This window comes from Microbacterium sp. CIAB417, from assembly GCF_022788845.1.
Genome location: NZ_JAHZUT010000004.1, coordinates 238570 through 255680, shown reverse-complemented (window position 1 = coordinate 255680; position 17111 = coordinate 238570). Strand labels below are relative to the sequence as shown.

Annotated in this window: 15 protein-coding genes; 7 read left to right on the top strand and 8 right to left on the bottom strand. The window is 70.1% G+C overall.

Annotated features, from left to right (window positions below; all coding sequences use genetic code 11):
• Positions 1-13: 13 nt before the first annotated feature.
• A complete protein-coding gene (locus tag KYX17_RS18650) occupies positions 14-175 on the top strand; it encodes a hypothetical protein (protein ID WP_243228456.1) in 162 nt (53 codons plus the stop codon).
• Here the strand turns inward: KYX17_RS18650 and KYX17_RS18645 are convergent.
• The 3 genes from KYX17_RS18645 to KYX17_RS18635 are packed head-to-tail and all read right to left on the bottom strand — an operon-like array spanning position 121 to position 3351.
• The gene (locus KYX17_RS18645) at positions 121-1464 is read right to left on the bottom strand and encodes a sugar ABC transporter substrate-binding protein (protein WP_243228455.1); all 1344 of its coding nucleotides are present in this window, start codon (positions 1462-1464) and stop codon (positions 121-123) included. The genes KYX17_RS18650 and KYX17_RS18645 overlap by 55 nt on opposite strands.
• Positions 1465-1481: 17 nt before the next feature.
• Complete coding sequence (locus KYX17_RS18640) at positions 1482-2399, bottom strand: carbohydrate ABC transporter permease (protein WP_243228454.1); 918 nt, start codon at positions 2397-2399, stop codon at positions 1482-1484.
• A 10-nt stretch (positions 2400-2409) separates the two neighbouring features.
• Positions 2410-3351, bottom strand: coding sequence for a carbohydrate ABC transporter permease (locus KYX17_RS18635; protein ID WP_243228453.1), 942 nt, complete (start codon positions 3349-3351; stop codon positions 2410-2412).
• A 145-nt stretch (positions 3352-3496) separates the two neighbouring features.
• Here KYX17_RS18635 and KYX17_RS18630 point away from each other — a divergent pair, with 145 nt between their 5' ends.
• Complete coding sequence (locus tag KYX17_RS18630; RefSeq protein ID WP_243228452.1) at positions 3497-4756, top strand: Gfo/Idh/MocA family protein; 1260 nt, start codon at positions 3497-3499, stop codon at positions 4754-4756.
• Positions 4757-4765: 9 nt separating this feature from the next.
• Positions 4766-5770: a LacI family DNA-binding transcriptional regulator gene (locus tag KYX17_RS18625; RefSeq protein WP_243228451.1), complete on the top strand. Its 1005-nt coding sequence runs from the start codon at positions 4766-4768 to the stop codon at positions 5768-5770.
• A 9-nt stretch (positions 5771-5779) separates the two neighbouring features.
• Here KYX17_RS18625 and KYX17_RS18620 read toward each other — a convergent pair whose 3' ends face one another.
• Together KYX17_RS18620 and KYX17_RS18615 are read right to left on the bottom strand one after the other, a co-directional pair.
• Positions 5780-7207, bottom strand: a complete 1428-nt coding sequence (locus KYX17_RS18620) for a CCA tRNA nucleotidyltransferase (protein WP_243228450.1) — start codon at positions 7205-7207, stop codon at positions 5780-5782.
• 23 nt (positions 7208-7230) lie between these two features.
• A complete protein-coding gene (locus tag KYX17_RS18615; protein ID WP_243228449.1) occupies positions 7231-7950 on the bottom strand; it encodes a TetR/AcrR family transcriptional regulator in 720 nt (239 codons plus the stop codon).
• Positions 7951-8026: 76 nt separating this feature from the next.
• Here KYX17_RS18615 and KYX17_RS18610 point away from each other — a divergent pair, with 76 nt between their 5' ends.
• Positions 8027-9265, top strand: a complete 1239-nt coding sequence (locus KYX17_RS18610; RefSeq protein WP_243228448.1) for an NAD(P)/FAD-dependent oxidoreductase — start codon at positions 8027-8029, stop codon at positions 9263-9265.
• A gap of 3 nt (positions 9266-9268) precedes the next feature.
• Here KYX17_RS18610 and KYX17_RS18605 read toward each other — a convergent pair whose 3' ends face one another.
• Genes KYX17_RS18605 through KYX17_RS18595 form a run of 3 tightly spaced genes read right to left on the bottom strand, consistent with a single transcriptional unit; the run spans position 9269 to position 12223 of the window.
• A complete protein-coding gene (locus KYX17_RS18605) occupies positions 9269-9583 on the bottom strand; it encodes a hypothetical protein (RefSeq protein ID WP_243228447.1) in 315 nt (104 codons plus the stop codon).
• Positions 9584-9608: 25 nt separating this feature from the next.
• Positions 9609-10664 (bottom strand): LLM class flavin-dependent oxidoreductase, encoded by a 1056-nt coding sequence (locus KYX17_RS18600; protein WP_243228446.1) that lies wholly within the window; start codon positions 10662-10664, stop codon positions 9609-9611.
• 29 nt (positions 10665-10693) lie between these two features.
• Positions 10694-12223: a methyltransferase gene (locus KYX17_RS18595; RefSeq protein WP_243228445.1), complete on the bottom strand. Its 1530-nt coding sequence runs from the start codon at positions 12221-12223 to the stop codon at positions 10694-10696.
• A gap of 96 nt (positions 12224-12319) precedes the next feature.
• Here KYX17_RS18595 and KYX17_RS18590 point away from each other — a divergent pair, with 96 nt between their 5' ends.
• The 3 genes from KYX17_RS18590 (at position 12320) to trxB (ending at position 17110) form a co-directional block, all read left to right on the top strand.
• Positions 12320-14452 carry a DUF6049 family protein gene (locus KYX17_RS18590; RefSeq protein ID WP_243228444.1) on the top strand — a complete coding sequence of 711 codons (2133 nt, stop codon included), beginning with the start codon at positions 12320-12322 and terminating at the stop codon, positions 14450-14452.
• A complete protein-coding gene (gene murJ / locus KYX17_RS18585; protein ID WP_243228443.1) occupies positions 14449-16065 on the top strand; it encodes a murein biosynthesis integral membrane protein MurJ in 1617 nt (538 codons plus the stop codon). The genes KYX17_RS18590 and murJ overlap by 4 nt, the downstream gene beginning before the upstream one ends.
• Positions 16066-16135: 70 nt before the next feature.
• Complete coding sequence (gene trxB, locus KYX17_RS18580) at positions 16136-17110, top strand: thioredoxin-disulfide reductase (protein ID WP_243228442.1); 975 nt, start codon at positions 16136-16138, stop codon at positions 17108-17110.
• The last annotated feature ends 1 nt before the right edge of the window (position 17111 follow it).

The following is a 17111-nucleotide window of genomic DNA, read 5'->3' as shown; positions in this document are numbered from 1 at the left end:
CCGGGAGCACATCGTGGATCCGCACATCTTCCGCCCTCAGGCGGTCTCGGATGCCGAGGAGGGCATCGTGAGCATCCCCATCGACATCACGGCATGGCTGGATGCCGCGGCGATCTCCCGTCAGTCGTCCGACGCATCCTCCTCATCCGCTCGATCGAACAACGCGTTGACCTGATCGTTCGCCCCCGTGAGGGAGGCGACATCGGCCTGGCCGGTCAGCACCGAGTCCATCGCCGGCTTCATGATGCCGTCGACCTGGGCCGCGTTGGCGGTGATCGGGAACAGGAACGTCGTGCCGTCGGTCACGTGATCCGTGAATGGGGAGACATCGATGCCGCGCTCCTCGTAGGCCGCGACCGCGCGATCGGCCGACGACAGGATCGCGGGAAAGACCACGCCCTGGTCGCCGATGACGTCCTGGCAGGCGGGCGACCCGAGATACTCGACCCACTTCTGCGAGCCTTCGAGGTTGTCGGTTCCCACCCAGATCGAGTCGGCGAGGCCGTTGAACATGGACGCGCGCCGACCCTCGGGACCGATGGGAGTCGGAGCGATCCCCAGGTCGATGCCGTCGTAGCCCGCGTACTGCCCGATCATCCAGGATCCGTGTGCGTTGATGGCGGCGCGTCCGGCACCGAAGTTGTCCGGCATGGACGCGCCGATCGTCGTCTCGAGCCGCGGCATGTACCCCTTGTCGATGAGACCCGCCCACCAGGCGATCGCACTCTGGAAGCGCTCATCGTCGTAGTTGTAGTGGTCTCCCCATGGGTTCTCGTTCGTGTGCGTCCAGCCCGTCGTCCCAGTGAACCAGCTCCACTCCGCCTGTCCCATGCCCGATCCGGAGTTCGCCAGGCCCAGGCCGTAGACCTCGACGTCGTCCTTGTCGAAGCCCTCCTCGTCGCCGCGCACGCCCGCCGAGTCGATGGTCAGATGGGCGATCACGTCCTCGAGGGTCCCGCCGTCCTCCGGGTTCCAGGTCAGCTCCGCCATCTCGTCCTCGCCGATGCCGGCATCCGCGAGCATGTCACGGTTGTAGAACAGCGCGATCGTGTCCCAGTCCTTCGGCACGCCGTACCGCTGCCCGTCCTGCCCGACCCAGAGGTCCGCGAGGCCGTCCGCGTAGCGGTCGAAGGCGACGCCGGTGTCGTCCAGCGGGACGAGCTGCTCGAAGCGCAGGTAGTCGGGGTACTTCGACAGGTGGTTCGTGAAGACGTCCGGCGCGTTCTCGGCGACCATGCCGTTGGTGAGTTTGCTCCAGTAGTCGTCCCAGCCGAGCTGGGTGACCCGCACCGTCAGATCCGGGTTCGCGGCGTTGAAGTCCTCGGCGCACTGCCGGTACCCGGGCAGCTGATTGGCGTCCCAGAGCCAGTAGTCGATGGTGCCCTCCTCGCTTCCCGCGGCGCACCCGCCGAGAACGAGCGTGCAGGCGACGGCGACCCCGCCGGCGACGATCTTCTTCCTCATGCTCCGTCCCTTCCCGGTCACTTCAGCCCGCTGAAGCCGATGGAGTTCACGATCCGCTTGCCGAAGACGGCGAACAGGATCAGCACGGGCACGGCGGACACCAGCGTCGCCGCCATCAGTCCCGACCAGTCCGGAGCTCCCTGCGGGGATTGCGATTTGAACGTGCCGAGACCGACCGTCAGCACACGGGTGCTCTCGTCCGAGACCAGCAGCGGCCAGAAGTACTCGTTCCACTGCCCCATGAACGTCAGGAGAGCCAGGGTCGCCAGCGGCGCCGCGGCGTTCGGCATCACGACCTGCGTGAAGATGCGCCACTGCGAGGCGCCGTCGATCATCGCCGCTTCCTCGACCTCCCGCGACATGTTCAGGAAGAACTGCCGCATGAAGAAGATGGCGAAGGGCGTCATGAAGACGTACGGCAGGATCATGCCGAACATCGTCCCGAGCAGGCCGAGGTTCTTGATCAGCAGGAAGTTCGGCAGCGCGGTGAAGATCGGCGGCACCAGCACGGTCGCCAGGAACAGGCCGAACACGAGGTCGCGGTGCTTCCAGCGCAGCCGCGCGAACGCGTACGCCGCCATCGAGCTGAAGAACACCGCTCCCGCGGTGGTCAGGGTGGCGAAGACGGCGGAGTTCACCAGGTACTGCCAGAAGTTGATCTCCGCCCCGGATCCGCCCTGCGCGAGCGCCTCTTCGGTCGACTGCAGTCCGAAGACGCGGGCGAAGGCGCCGAGGTTGAACTCGACCGGGAGCAGACTCGACGAGTTCGCGGCGAGTCCGCTGTTCATCGAGAGCGAGGTGCGCAGCACCCAGTAGAACGGCAGGATGCTGATCGCGATCGCGATGCCCAGGCAGATCCAGCCGAAGACGGAGCCCCAGGTCACGCGACGGCGGATGCGACGCCCCTGGGTGACGATGGTCGTTGTCGTGGTCATGGCCTCTTCCTCACGCCGACGCCAGGTCGGACTCGTTGCCGCGGAGGAGCTTCATCTGCACGAAGGCGACGATGCCCAGGATGATGAAGAGGATCATCGCCAGCGCGGATGCATATCCGAACTCGAGCTGCGTGAACGCCTTCTGGAAGATGTAGTACTGGATCACGCGGCTCGCGTTGACCGGTCCGCCCTGCGTGGTGACGGCGACGGTGTCGAACACCTGGAACGAGCCGGTCACGGTCAGCACGAGCACCAGCGCGAGCACCGGTCGCAGGAGCGGCAGCGTGATGCGTCCGAACGTCTGGAACGGGTTCGCGCCGTCGAGCTTCGCGGCCTCATACAGCGTGCCGGGGATCGCCTGCAGTCCCGCGAACAGCAGGAGGGCGGTGTAGCCCATGTGCCGCCACGTGTTGATCAGCGCCTGCGTCGGGATGGCCCACTCGGCGCTGCCGAAGAACGCCACGCGGGGCAGCCCCAGCCACTCGATGATGTTGTTCACGATGCCGAGCTGATAGTCCAGCATCCAGAACCACAGCAGGGCGGCGATGACGTTCGCCATGAGGTACGGCATCAGCAGCATCCCGCGCACCGCTGTCGAACGGGCCACGTGCTGCATGAGGAGGGCCAGCCCGAGGGCGATGATCGTCTGCAGCACGATGTTGATGACGACGTACTGCACCGTGACGCCCAGCGCGTTCCAGAACAGCGGGTCCTGGGCGAGGCGCTCGTAGTTCGCCGTGCCGATCCAGGTCGGGTCGTCCAGGACGCTGTACTCGGTGAAGCTGAGGTACAGACCCCGGATGGTCGGAACGACGTAGAACAGCACCAGGCCGATCAGCGCCGGGGCGATGAAGAGCAGGGCGGTCCTGAGGTCACTGCGCGTTCTTCGCGCTCTCACTCCCCCGTCGCGCGCCGCTCCGCGACGCCCGAGGACGATCGTGCTCGTTGTCATCTTCACACTCCGTCGTCATGCGATGATCAGGTTGCCCGTGAAGTTACACGAGTCACTTCACGGGTGCAAGGGTTAGTTATCATCGCAATTCAGGCGGCTTAGTCGTTGTTGACTCGTGTAACTACGGCGTGGCAGACTCTCGCGCATGACACACCAGACCTTCTCCCTCGGCATCGTGGGCGCGGGGCAGTTCGCGGGCCAGTTCGCGAAGCTCTTCAACGCTCACCCCCTCGTCTCGTCGGTCGTCGTGACCGACGTCATCCCTGAGCGCGCGGCGGAGCTCGCCGGCCGCGAGCACCTCGACGGCACCGTCCGGAGCTTCGACCACCTGCTCGCCTCCGACGTCGACGCCGTCGCGATCTTCACGCAGCGGTGGACGCACGGCCCTCTCGTGGTGCGCGCCCTGCGCGCCGGCAAGCACGTGTACTCCGCCGTCCCGATGGCCATCACCGAGGACGAGATCGCCGCGATCATCGAGGCCGTCCGCGAGACCGGGCTCACCTACATGATGGGCGAGACCAGCTACTACAACCCGGCGACCGTCTATGCCAGGGGCCGCAGGGCCGAGGGCGCGTTCGGTCGCATCTTCTACGCCGAAGGCGACTACGTCCACGACATGGATCTCGGCTTCTACGCCGCGTACCAGTACAGCGGCGGCGAGGAGTGGAAGCGCACGGCCAGCTACCCGCCCATGCTGTACCCGACGCATTCGGTCGGCGGCGTGATCGGGGCCATCGGCTCGCACGCCGTGAGCGTGAGCTGCATCGGTGTGCGCGACGACCGCGGCGACGGCGTGTTCGATCGCGAGGTCAGCATGTTCGACAACGACTTCTCGAACGCGACCGCACTGTTCGAGCTCGCCGGCGGCGGCAGCATGCGCATCAACGAGTTCCGTCGCGTCGGGTACCCGTCGCACCTGCGCGAGTCGCGATTCCGCTACTTCGGCACGGAGGGCAGCTTCGAGCAGCTCGTCTCGAGCGCCGTGTGGCAGGACAAGGAGGGCTTCGAGGATGTCACCGAGCTCCTCGAGACCAAGCCGTCGATGTCCGCGGACGACCCCTCGCTCGCGGATGTGGATCCGGCGCTGCGCGATGCGTTCATCTCCGGCCTCGCGCCCGTGCACGACGCCTCGCGGCTTCCGGAGTCGCTGCGGCGCCTGCCGAGCGGGCACGAGGGCAGCCACCACTTCCTCGTCGACGACTTCGTCACGGCCGTCGCCACGCGCACGCTGCCTCCGGTGAACGCGTGGGAGGCCGCCCGGTACACGCTTCCGGGCATCGTGGCGCACCGTTCCGCGCTGCGCGGCGGCGAGCGCCTGCCGATCCCGGACTTCGGCGACGCGCCGGTGGGAGTCGGTGAGCCGACCGTGATCGGGGAGCCGGTCGGGGACACCGCCCACGGCTAGGATGGCGCCGTGTCCCGCTCTTCACCCGCCTCCGCGAGCCGGGCCACGCGGAGCGACGTCGCGAGGCTCGCCGGTGTGAGCCCCGCGGTGGTCAGCTACGTCGTGAACGGGACGAAGCGCGTGGCCCCGGCGACCGAGGAACGGGTGCGGGATGCCGTGGCGAAGCTCGGATACCGGGCGAATCCCTCCGCGCGTGCCCTCCGCCTCGGATCCACCGAGATGCTCGGCATGCTCACCCCGACATCGATGAACCCGTACTTCGCGCAGCTGGCGCACGAAGTCGAGGTGGCCGCGGCCCGGCGCGGCTACCTCGTCATCACCTCGAGCTCGGACTCCTCCATCGCGACCGAGCGCGTCCAGCTCGAGCAGCTCGCCGGACGGCTCGTGGACGGCATCTTCCTGTGCAGCACCGTGTCCGAGCCGGATCTGCGCGGCCTGGACATCGCCGGCATCCCGATCGTGATGCTGAACAACAGCGCCGGCGTCCCGGATCGCGACTCGGTGGGCGTCGACCTCCTGCACGGCGCGCACCTCGCCGTCGAGCACCTCGCCGGGCACGGGTACGAGGAGATCGGCATCGTCATCGGGGGGACGACCGGTGACGAGGAGGACGGCCGCGAGACGGGGTGGCGCGAGAGCCTCGATCGGCTCGGCCTCCCGCCGGGTCCGATCGTGCGGGGCTCGTTCACCCCGGAGGGCGGCTACGACGCGATGCGCCGCCTGATCCGGTCGGGTGCCGTCCCGCGCGCGCTCTTCGTCAGCTCGGACCAGATGGGTCGCGGGGTCCTGAAGGCCGCGCACGAGGCGAACGTCCGCGTACCCGAGGACGTCGCGATCGTCTCGTTCGACGGGTCGCTGGATGCCGCGTACAGCTGGCCGACCCTCACCACCGTCGCCCAGCCGCTGGACGAGATGGCCGAGGCCGCGGTCGAGGCTCTGCTCGGCGCGCCCCACGAGCGCGTGCACCGGGTCGTCGAGGCGCACCTGGTCATCGGCCGCTCCTGCGGCTGCTGAGCGGACGGCTCAGCCGCGCTGCGCCCACCAGTCGCGCAGGCGCTGCTCTGCGGCATCCGTCCCGATGACCCCCTCGTCGAGACGCAGGTCGAGGAGGAAGCGATACGCCTCGCCGACTTCGCGTCCCGGGGAGATGCCCAGGATCTCCTGGATGCGATTGCCGTCGAGCTCGGGGCGGATCGCGTCGAGCTCCTCCTGCTCGCGCAGCGCCGCGATGCGCGACTCGATGTCGTCGTAGGCGCCGGCGAGACGAGCGGCCTTGCGACGGTTGCGCGTGGTCACGTCCGCGCGGGTGAGGATGTGCAGGCGTTCCAGCAGCTCCCCCGCGTCGCGCACGTACCGGCGCACGGCGCTGTCGGTCCACGCGCCCTCCGCGTATCCGAAGAAGCGCAAGTGCAGCTCGATCAGGCGCGCCACGGCATCCGTCGTCTCTCCGTCGAAGCGCAGGGCCTGCAGGCGCTTGCGCGCCATCCGCGAGCCGACCACGTCGTGGTGGTGGAACGACACCGCTCCGCCGGGCTCGAGCTTGCGGGTGCGGGGCTTGCCGATGTCGTGCAGCAGGGCGGCGAGGCGCAGCGCCACGTCGGGTTCGGAACCCGGATGCCGGGACTGCTCGAGCTCGATCGCCTGCTCGAGCACGGTCAGCGAGTGCTCGTAGACGTCCTTGTGGTGATGGTGCTCGTCGACCTCGAGGCGCAGCGCGCTGACCTCCGGCAGGAACTCCTCGATCAGCCCGGTCTCGACCAGTACGCGGATGCCGCGGACCGGGTCACCGGTCTGCATGAGCCGGATCAGCTCGCCCTGGATGCGTTCGGGGCTGACGATCTCGAGCGTCCCCCGCAGCTCGCCGATCGCCGCGAGTGTCCCGGGGTCGATGTCGAATCCCAACTGGGCGCTGAAGCGCGCCGCCCGCAGCATCCGCAGCGGGTCGTCTCCGAACGACACCCGGGGATCGGCCGGCGTGCGCAGGATCCCGGCCACGAGGTCCTCGACGCCGCCGGTCGGATCGATCAGCTTGACGGCCGGAACCTGCAGAGCCATGGCGTTGACGGTGAAGTCGCGGCGGACGAGGTCGCCCTCGATCGTGTCGCCGAACTCGACCGTCGGCTTGCGTGTCACGCCGTCGTAGCTGTCGGCGCGGTACGTGGTGATCTCGACCTGCGCTCCCTGCACGCGGGCGCCGATGGTGCCGAAGGCGCGGCCGATGTCCCAGTGCGCCGTCGCGATCGGCGCGACGAGCGCGAGGATCTCGTCCGGCGAGGCGTTCGTGGTGAAGTCCAGGTCGTGCGTCGTGCGTCCGAGAAGCGCGTCGCGCACGGGGCCGCCGACGACGGCGAGCTCGAAGCCGCCTGCCGCGAAGGCGTCGGCGAGGGTGCGGACGACCGGGGCGGCGGCGAGCGCGCCGAGTCGAGCGAGGCCATCGGCCATGTTGAGCATGGGTTCCAGGGTACCGGGCGCCCTCAGGTGCCGAGCAGCCGCCGCAGCAGGATGCCGGGAGCCGCCGCTTCCCTTTCGACGCCGCCCAGGATCTCCGCGCCGTGGCCGACCGCCGCGTCGCCGTCGAGACCTCTCGTTCCCGACGAGACCCCATCTGATTCACGCGGATACCGGGAGGTCTCGTCAACACCGAGAGGTCTCGACGCGCCGGCCGGCGCAAGAGGCCCGGCTCCGAGCGCCCATTCGTCGACGCCCCGCAGCATCCCGAACGCCGCCGCGGCCTGGAGGTCGATCGGCATGTCGTCGCGGACGGCGCCGGCCGCGCGACCGGCGCTGATCACGGCGGTCACCCACGCGCCGACGGCCGCGAGCAGGTCGGCGCGGCCGTCCGCCGCACCCGTCGCCGGCAGGTAGAAGATCCGTCCCAGCAGGGGCAGGGCCCTGCCCCGACCGAGCTCGGCGAAGGCGGCGAGGACGGCGTCCACACGCTCCCAGAAATCCGGCGCTGCGAACTCGGCGGGCGCCGGCGGCGTCCACTGCGCGCGGACATCGTCCACCAGCATCCTGACGACCGCGTCGAACAACTCGCCCTTGGAGCCGACGGCGTTGTAGAACGAGCTCTTGCTGATGCCGGCGGACCGGATGATCCGGTTCAGCGACGCGCGCTCGTAGCCCACCGCCGCGAACTCCGCGACGGTGGCCTCGATCAGCGCCTCCCGGTGGGCACCGCGCAGTTCCGTCATGCGGGAAAGTCTAGTGGACCGGGTGGTCCACTCTGGGCGTAGGATGGAAGTGGACCAGCTGGTCCAGAGGAGGACCATGCTCGACCCCACCCCGCTCGACACCCAGCTCGCCGCTCAGACGGAGGACCGCTTGCGCGTCCTCGTGGTCGGTGCCGGAATGGCCGGACTCACGGTGGCGCAGCTGCTGCGCCACAACGGCCTGCACCCGGTCCTGGTCGACCGGATGCCGCGGATGGAGCACCCCGGTTACATGCTGGCGCTCATGCCGCTCGTCGACCAGGTGTTCATCGACCTCGGCATCCGCGAGCGGTATCGCGAGGAGAGCACGCCGCTGCGGAGCTACCGCTTCCGCGCGCACCGCGGGAAGCCGCTGCGCACGGATTCCCTGGGCGAGCTGCTCAGCGTCTACGGGGACTACAACGGGATCGGCCGGGGTGAGCTCGTCCACGTGCTGACCGCGAACGGCTGCCCGATCACCTACGGCACGACGGTGGGATCCGCGCAGCCGGACGGCGCAGGCGGGTCGCGGGTGGAGTTCGTCGACCGCGACGGCGCGGTGGTGGGGACCGGCGAGTTCGATCTCGTCATCGGCGCGGACGGCATGCACTCCCGCATGCGCGATCTGCTCTCCTCGACGCCCGCACAGCGCCTGGACACCGGGTGGGCGGGCTGGGTCGCGTGGGCGGACGACCTCGGCTCCGCGGATCTCGGCGAGGAGCTGTGGGGAGACGGGTTCTTCCTCGGCGTCTATCCGGTCAAGGACCGTCTCGGCGTGTTCCTCGGCGGGCCGATCCCCGACCTCCGCGTCGGCCCGTCCGCCTTCGTCGACGACGTGCGCGAGCGACTCGACGAGGTCGGGCCGCGGCTGTCCGCGGCCCTGGACGCCGTCACAGACGACCCGGCTCCGTGCTTCTGGCACCTCGAGGACGTGCGTTCGGAGCGCTGGGTGCTGCCCGGCGGCGTCCTCATCGGTGACGCCGCAGCCGGCTTCCTGCCCACGGCCGGCATCGGTGCGGGCATGGCGATGGAGGCGGCCTGGATGCTGGCGCGCATGCTCTCGCACGCCGACCGCGAGAGCCTCACCGCGGTCCTGGCGGAGTGGGAGCGCATTGAGAAGCCGCGCGTCGAGTCGGCGCAGTCCAACTCCCGGATGCTGGCGAAGCTCATGTTCCGGCGCGGCCGCGCGGTCGCCTGGCTGCGCGAGACGGTCATGCGACTTCTCAGCGTGCGGGCGGCGCTGGGCCCGATCGTGAAGCTCGTCGCGGCGCGTCCGGATCCGGATGCCGCGGCGGAGCGGGTCGTCCGAGCGGGCTGAGAGTCAGCCGGCGTTGTTGGGATCCCCCGGCGCGGGTCCGGGCGGCACGCCCAGGTCGCGCAGTTGCTGCAGGTTGCGGCGGGACATCGAGAGCAGGGACGCGCTGAGCACGACTCCGCCGATCGCCGCGATCGCCACGAGCAGCCACACGCCCTGGTCGGGATCGACGATCTCGAAGCCGTACACGAGGACGGCCGCGGCCAGGAGCAGTCCGCCCTCGATGAGCGCGAACGCCACGAAGAAGCGGGACTGGCGTCGCTGCTGCTCCTGGCGCGCCGCCACCACGCGCGGGTCGTCGTATCCGCCGTCGTAGGTCATGCCGCCAGCGTAGCGGCCCCTCGCCCTAGACCGGGTCGCCCTGGACGGGACCCTCGGTGTTCGGCTTCCAGCCCAGCGCCGGCGCGACGTGCTCCGCGAACGCCTGCAGCACGTGCAGGTTGTAGGCAGGACCGAGCTGGTTCGGGATGGTGAGCATGAGGGTGTCCGCGGCCATGACCGCCTCGTCCTGCTTCAGCTGCGAGATGAGCACGTCCGGTTCGGCCGCGTAGGTCTTGCCGAACGTGGAGCGCAGGCCGTCGATGATGCCGATCTGGTCGTCGCTGTCCTCGCTGCGCAGTCCGAAGTACGCGCGATCCATGTCGCTCACCAGCGGGAACACGCTGCGGCTCACGGACACCCGCGGGGACCCGGTGTGCCCGGCATCCCGGTAGGCCGCGCGGAAGATGTCGATCTGCTCGCGCTGGAGCTCGTGGAACGGCTGTCCGGTGGCTTCGGTGACGAGGGTCGAGCTCATCATGTTCAGGCCCATGCGTCCGGTGCTCTCGGCCGTCGCGCGTGACCCGGAACCCCACCAGATGCGGTCGCGCAGACCGGGCGAGTGCGGTTCTATCGCCAGGTACCGGCCCTCGCCGACCATGCGCGGGTCGCCGGGAGCGACGCGCTCGCCCTCGATCGCGCGAAGGAACAGGTCGAACTTGTCGCGTGCGAGCACGCTGCCGCGCTCCGGGTCCTGGTCATCGACGTAGCCGAAGGTCTCGTAGCCGCGCAGCGCGGTCTCGGGCGACCCGCGGCTCACGCCGAGGGCGATGCGACCGTCCGCGATGAAGTCGAGCGCGGCCGCCTCCTCGGCGAACTGATACGGGTTCTCGTAGCGCATGTCGATGACGCCGGTTCCGACCTCGATGCGCTTCGTCCGTGCCGCCATCGCGGTCAGCAGGGGCATCGGCGACGCCGCCTGCCTGGCCCAGTGGTGCACACGGACGTACGCGCCGTTCACGCCGATCTCGTCTGCACCCTCGGCGATCTCGATGGTCTGGCGGAGCATGTCGCCCGCGGTGCGCGTCGACGAACCGGGGACGTCGGCGTAGTGACCGAACGAGAGGAATCCGAAAGCCTTCATGATCCATTCGAACGCATGGAACGCGCCCGCTATTCCTGTTCCGTCGAGGTCAGCAGGAACCCGTCCAGCACCAGCTGCCGGATGCGGGGTTCCAGGTCCGTCCAGAGATCCGCCAGCGGCACCTCGAAGAGGTCCGCGAGCGCCGCGACGATCTGGGCCACCGTGAGGTCGCCGTCGCAGGCGCCGACGAACGCCGCGAGTGCGGGATCCACCGGGACCGTGCGGCCGAACCCCCCGCCCTGGCGCAGCTCGATCACGCTGGGGTCGTCGTTGCCCGGCAGGAGATGACGCGCCTCGGTGACGTCGGCGGAGACGAGCAGCGTCTGAGGGATCCCTCCGGCGAGCGCGTCGTGGGCCGCGAGGCCGCCCTGCAGAGCGCGCCCGGGCTGCGAGATCGGCTGTGCGACGTGCTCGAACCGGCGCAGCGGTGGGGCACCCGACATGCTGCGCCGCAACAGCACGTAGCCGAAGCCCACCGCGGTCACTCCCCGTGCGGCGAAGTCTTCGAGCCAGGCCTCCAGCAAGGGCGTGAACGCGGCATCCCGCGGCGTCGTCCCGCCGTCGCGGATCCACAGCTCGGCGTACCCGAGAGGCGACAGCTCCTCGCGCTCGATCGCCCATGCGTCGAGGTCCGACGGGACCCACGAGGCCAGGCGATCCAGTCCCGCCGCCCCCGCACGGGATTCCCAGTTGCCGAGCAGCTGCGCGACGCCCCCGGCCGTCAGATGCGCGGGTACGGCCCGCACGAACTCCTCGACGAGGGCGTCGCCGACGAGTCCGCCGTCGCGGTATTCGTAGGCGGGAACGCCGTCGACGCGCGGGGTGATGACGAACGGCGGGTTGGACACCACCAGATCGAAGGCCTCTCCGGCCACCGGCTCGAACAGGCTGCCGTGCCGGAACTCGATGTTGCGGACGCCGTTGAGCTGCGCGTTCAGCTCCGCGAAGGCGAGAGCCCGCGCGGAGATGTCGGTCGCGACGACCGTTCCCGCGTGGCGCGCGACCAGGAGGGCCTGGATGCCGCAGCCGGTGCCGAGGTCGAGCGCGCGGCCGACGGGCTGGGGGATGACGAGTTCGGCGAGCGTCCGCGACGCCCCGCCGACGCCGAGCACGTGATCGGCGGGCAGGGCCGTTCCGAGGGCGACCTCGTCGAGGTCACTGGCGATCCACCATTCCCCCACGCCGTCCGCGTCGACGAAGGACTGCGGGCGCACCAGCGCCAGCGGTCGGACGACGGAGGCCTCGGCATCCGTCCTGGCGAGGCCGAGCGTCGCGAGGCCGTCGATTCCGATCCGCGCGAGCGCCTCGGCCACGTCGGCGATGGGCTGGGGGATGCCGAGGACGAACAGGCGCCCGAGGGTCGCGAGCGGCGAGCGATCCCCGTCGATCGCGCGCAGGATCGGGGCTCGCAGCCCGCGGCCGAGCGCGTCATCCGCCTCCTCTCCCCACAGGCGACGCAACGGTTCGGATCGGAAGTCGGCGGCATCGAGGTCGGCGGCGAGGAGCGCAGCGAACCGGGGATCCGGTGCGGGGGCGGGGGTGTCGGACACGGCCGTCACTCTACGCGCCTTCAGGGTTCGGATCACCGCCGCGCCTAGAATCACAGGGTCCGCACTCACGAACCGCTCGCCGCGTTCGAGGAAGACCCCGAGACCGTGATCATCCCCTCTGCAGCTCCGCGCGCGCGTCGGCGTCTCTCCGTCCGCGTTGTCGCGGCGCTCGTCGTCGCCGCCCTCGCCGTGGTGCTCGGCGTCCTCGGCAGCCCGGGTCCGGCCGTGGCGGACACGGCGGACGACCCGGCCACGGGCGGCACGGTGACCCTGGGCCTCGAACTCGGCGGACATGGGGCGATCACCGCGGGAGCGCCGCTGTCGGGCACCGTCACGATCGAGAACGGCACCGCTCAGGAGCTCTCGGCCGCACGCGTCTCCCTCGAGCTCGGAACGACGCCGCTCGCGGATTCCGCGGCCGTCACGTCCTGGCTGAACTCCGGCGTCTCCTCGGGGGCGCCGACCACACTGTTCTCCGCTCCGACGGCCCCGGTCGCCTCGCAGGCCTCCCTCGAGACCCCCGTCGCCGCCACCTCGGACCTCGTGCAGCGACTCGCCCCCGGGGTCTATCCGGTCAGCTCCGAGCTCTCCGGCGCGACGACGACCAACGGCACCGGATGGGCGCTCACCGTGCGGTCGGTGCTCACCGTGCGTGCCGGCGCCGCGCCGCAGATCTCCGTCGTCGTCCCGATCACTGCCACACCGGCGTCCGGCGGCCTGCTCAGCGTCGACGAGCTGACGGCGCTCACGGCGGCGGACGGCGCCCTCGCGGCGCAACTGGACGGTGTGACGGGCACGGCGGCCGTGCTCGCGGTGGACCCCGCGATCCCCGCCGCGATCCGCGCTCTCGGCGACAGCGCTCCCGCCACGGCGATCGCCTGGCTGGAGAAGCTCGAGAGGCTTCCGAACGAGACCTTCGCGCTCCAGTTCGGCGATGCGGATGCCGCGACGCAGGCGCACGCCGGCCTGCCGGCGCTGCTGGGACCGACGACTCTCGACACCTTCATGGACGTCGCCGACTTCCCCGTGGCCGAGGATCCGACACCGACGCCCACCCCGTCGCCCACCCCGGGAACCGAGGTGCAGCTTCCCGAGCTCGCCGACCTCACGGCGATGCGCGGCGAGCTCGACGGGATCCTGTGGCCCCGCGGCGACGTCACGACGGCCGATCTCGCGACCTTCGATGCGTACCTCGGCACCGCCGCGACGACGATCCTGCCGTCGACCTCGGTCGCCGACCCGGGTGCCGGAGCGCACGCGCGCGTCGGGGACGCCGCCGTGCTCGTGACGCATGCCGAGGTGTCCGCCGCGATGTCCGCGGCAGCGGCGGAACCCGACGCGGACGTCCGGGAGGAACTCCTGGCGGAGGCGAACGCGGCGCTGTCCTTCGCGGGCGCACCGGCCTCCGGCATCCTGATCGGCCTGGACCGCGACGAGACGCGCTCCGCCGAGGCGCTGCGCGCCGTCATCGAGACCAGCAGTGCCGTGCCGCTGCACGCGCTGCAGGCGACACCCCCCGCCGAGACCTCCCTGCAGGCGGAACCCGACGCGGATCGGGCCTCGAAGCTCACGACGCTGCTGGCGGACGAGGACGCCCTCGAGGCGTTCGCGACGATTCTCGCCGATCCCCAGGTGCTGCTCGCACCGGAGCGCATCCGGATCCTGCGGCTCATCGGCGTCGGACTGAGCGACGCCGCCTTCGACGCCGAGTACGCCGACCACCGGGCGGCCACGGTGGGCACGCTGGACTCGGTCGCGGTGCAGGAGCCGGCCCCCATCCAGCTGGTCAGCGCCAATGTGTCGCTGCCCGTGTGGATCCGCAACGACCTGCCCTGGCCCGTGCAGCTCGAGCTCGAGGTGCGGCCCTCTGATTCGCGCATCGCGATCGAACCGTACACGCAGGTCGAAGCCCTCGCCCAGAACAGCACCCGGGTGCTCGTGCCGGTGGAGTCCCGCGTCGCGAGCGGCGAGCTGCAGGTGCGCTTCTCGTTGACCAGTCCCACCGGTGTCCCGATCGGGGAGCCGCAGACCGCCGACGTCACGGTGCGCGCCGAGTGGGAGAACATCGGACTCGGCATCCTCGCGACCGTCATCGTCCTGCTTCTCGTCTTCGGGGTGGTGCGCACGGTGCGCCGGAGGCGCCGCACGCGGGCGGAGGAGAGCGCGGCAACGGAGTCCGCTCCCGAGCCCTCGGATACGCACGATGCCGCCTCGGCATCCGACGAAGGAGATCGATGACCAGCCTCGGCCGGGCCAGCGCGCTGCTGGGCGCGGGAACCCTCGTCTCCCGTCTGACGGGACTCCTGCGGACCATCGTCCTCGTGGGCGTGATCGGCTCCGTCGGGTCGCAGGCCGCCGACGCGTTCGCGATCGCCAATCAGCTGCCCAACAGCGTGTTCAACCTCATCTCCGTCGGGGTCCTGACCGCGGTGATCGTGCCGCAGATCGTCAAGGCGAGTGCGGACGCCGACGGCGGCAACGCCTTCATCTCCAAGCTCTTCACGCTCGGCACCGTGGTGCTCGTCGTCGCGACCGCCGCGGCGACGGTGGCAGCGCCCTGGCTGGTGACCCTGCAGCTGAAGGCCGACAACGTCGAGCAGCTCGCCCTGGCCACCGCCTTCGCGTACTGGTGCCTGCCGCAGATCCTGTTCTACGGGCTGTACGCGCTCGTGGGCGAGACGCTGAACGCGAAGCGGATCTTCGGCCCGTTCACGTGGGCGCCGATCGCGAACAACATCATCTCGATCATCGGTTTCCTCCTGATCGGAGCGATCTTCGGCGGCGATCTCGTCGACGTCGCCGCCTGGACGCCCGACATGGTCGCCTGGCTGGGCGGGACGGCCACCGTCGGGATCGCCGTGCAGGCCGGCATCCTGCTGCTGTTCTGGCGCCGGACCGGCCTCGCTCTGAAGGTGGACTTCCGCTGGCGCGGCGTGGGCCTCGGCAACGTGGGACGGGTCGCCGGGTGGACGCTGCTCATGGCGCTGTCGAGCATGGCGGCCGGGTTCTATCAGAACTGGGTGGCCAACGAGGCATCCGGCGAGGGCGCGGCCGTCACGGTGATGAACAACGCCTGGCTCATCTTCATGCTGCCGTACTCGATCATCGTGCACTCGATCGGCACCCCCTACTTCACGCAGCTGTCCGAGCACGCGGCGGCCGGACGGGACGACGACGTCCGGGCGGACGTCTCGCGCAGCATCCGGACCCTCGGGTTCTTCCTCGTGGGCGCACTGGCGGCCGTCGTGGCGGCCGCCGTGCCGGCGTCGCGCGTGTTCACGAACTCGTCCTCGGATGCCGTCGACGCCGCGGTCGTGCTGATCTGCTATCTCGTCGGTCTGCTGCCGTTGGCCGTGCTGTTCATCGTGCAGCGCACGTTCTACGCGTACGGCGACACCCGGACCCCGTTCTTCTTCACGCTGTTCCAGTGCGTCCTCGTGGCGCTGACGGCGACGATCGCCTGGTGGCTGTCGGCGAGCGACGTCCTCCCGATCACGCTGCTCGCGGCGGCGGTCGCGCTCGGCCAGTCGGTGGCCGGCACGGTGCAGACCGTCGTCGCGACGATCCTGCTGCGGCGCCGCCTCGGCTCGCTCGAGACTGGACGGTGGATGCTGTCGATCGGTCGGTTCGTGCTCGCAGGCGTTCCCGCCGCAGCCGCCGGGTGGGGCGTCTTCGTGCTGCTGGGCGGCGTCGGCGGATGGACGACGGCGGACAAGATCCTGGGCGTGCTCGGGGCGGGGATCATCGCCGCGGTCAGCGTCGCGGTCTACGTCGTGTTTCTGTGGGTCCTGCGCGCGCCGGAGCTGCAGGTCGCGAGGTCTCTGGTGAAGCGGATCCTGCCCGGGCGGTGAGCCGCGGCTTCCGGCCAGGGGGAATGTCCCGCCGTTACCATGGGTTGAAGCAGTGGAACGAGGAGAGCACATGCGTCAGGTCATCATCATCGGGTCCGGCCCGGCAGGTTTCACGGCCGCCATCTACGCGGCTCGCGCCAATCTCGAGCCCCTGCTCATCGCCAGCTCGGTCGAGGTCGGCGGAGAGCTGATGAACACCACCGAGGTGGAGAACTTCCCGGGCTTCCCGGAGGGCATCCAGGGCCCGGACCTCATGGCGAAGCTGCAGCAGCAGGCCGAGCGCTTCGGCACGGAGGTCGTCTACGACGACGTCACCTCGCTGGAACTCGACGGTCCGGTCAAGAAGGTGACGCTCGGTTCGGGCACCGAGCACGAGACGAGGGCTCTGATCTACGCGACCGGCTCCGCGTACCGCAAGCTCGGCATCGAGGGCGAGGAGCGCCTGTCCGGCTACGGCGTCTCCTGGTGCGCCACGTGCGACGGCTTCTTCTTCCGCGAGAAGACGATCGCGGTCGTCGGCGGCGGCGACTCCGCGATGGAGGAGGCGACCTTCCTCACGCGCTTCGCGGACAAGGTCTACGTGATCCACCGCAAGGACACGCTGCGCGCCTCGAAGATCATGCAGGAGCGCGCGTTCGCGAACGAGAAGATCGAGTTCGTCTGGAACAGCGAGGTGACCGAGATCCTCGGCGGCGATTCTGTCTCGGGCGTGCAGCTGCGTTCCACGGTGGACGGGTCGATGCGCGACCTGGCGCTCGACGGCCTGTTCATCGCGATCGGCAACGACCCGCGCACGCATCTCGTGCACGGCAAGCTGGACCTCACCGACGAAGGCACGATCTGGGTCGACGGCCGTTCGTCCGTGACGTCGAAGCCCGGGGTCTTTGCCGCGGGTGATGTCATCGACCCGCACTACCGCCAGGCGGTCACCGCCGCGGGCTCCGGTACCGTCGCGGCTCTGGACGCCGAGCACTTCCTCGCGGATCTCGAGGATGCCTCGGTCGAGGTGCCGGCTGCGGAGGCCGCCGAGATCATCGTCGGCTGAC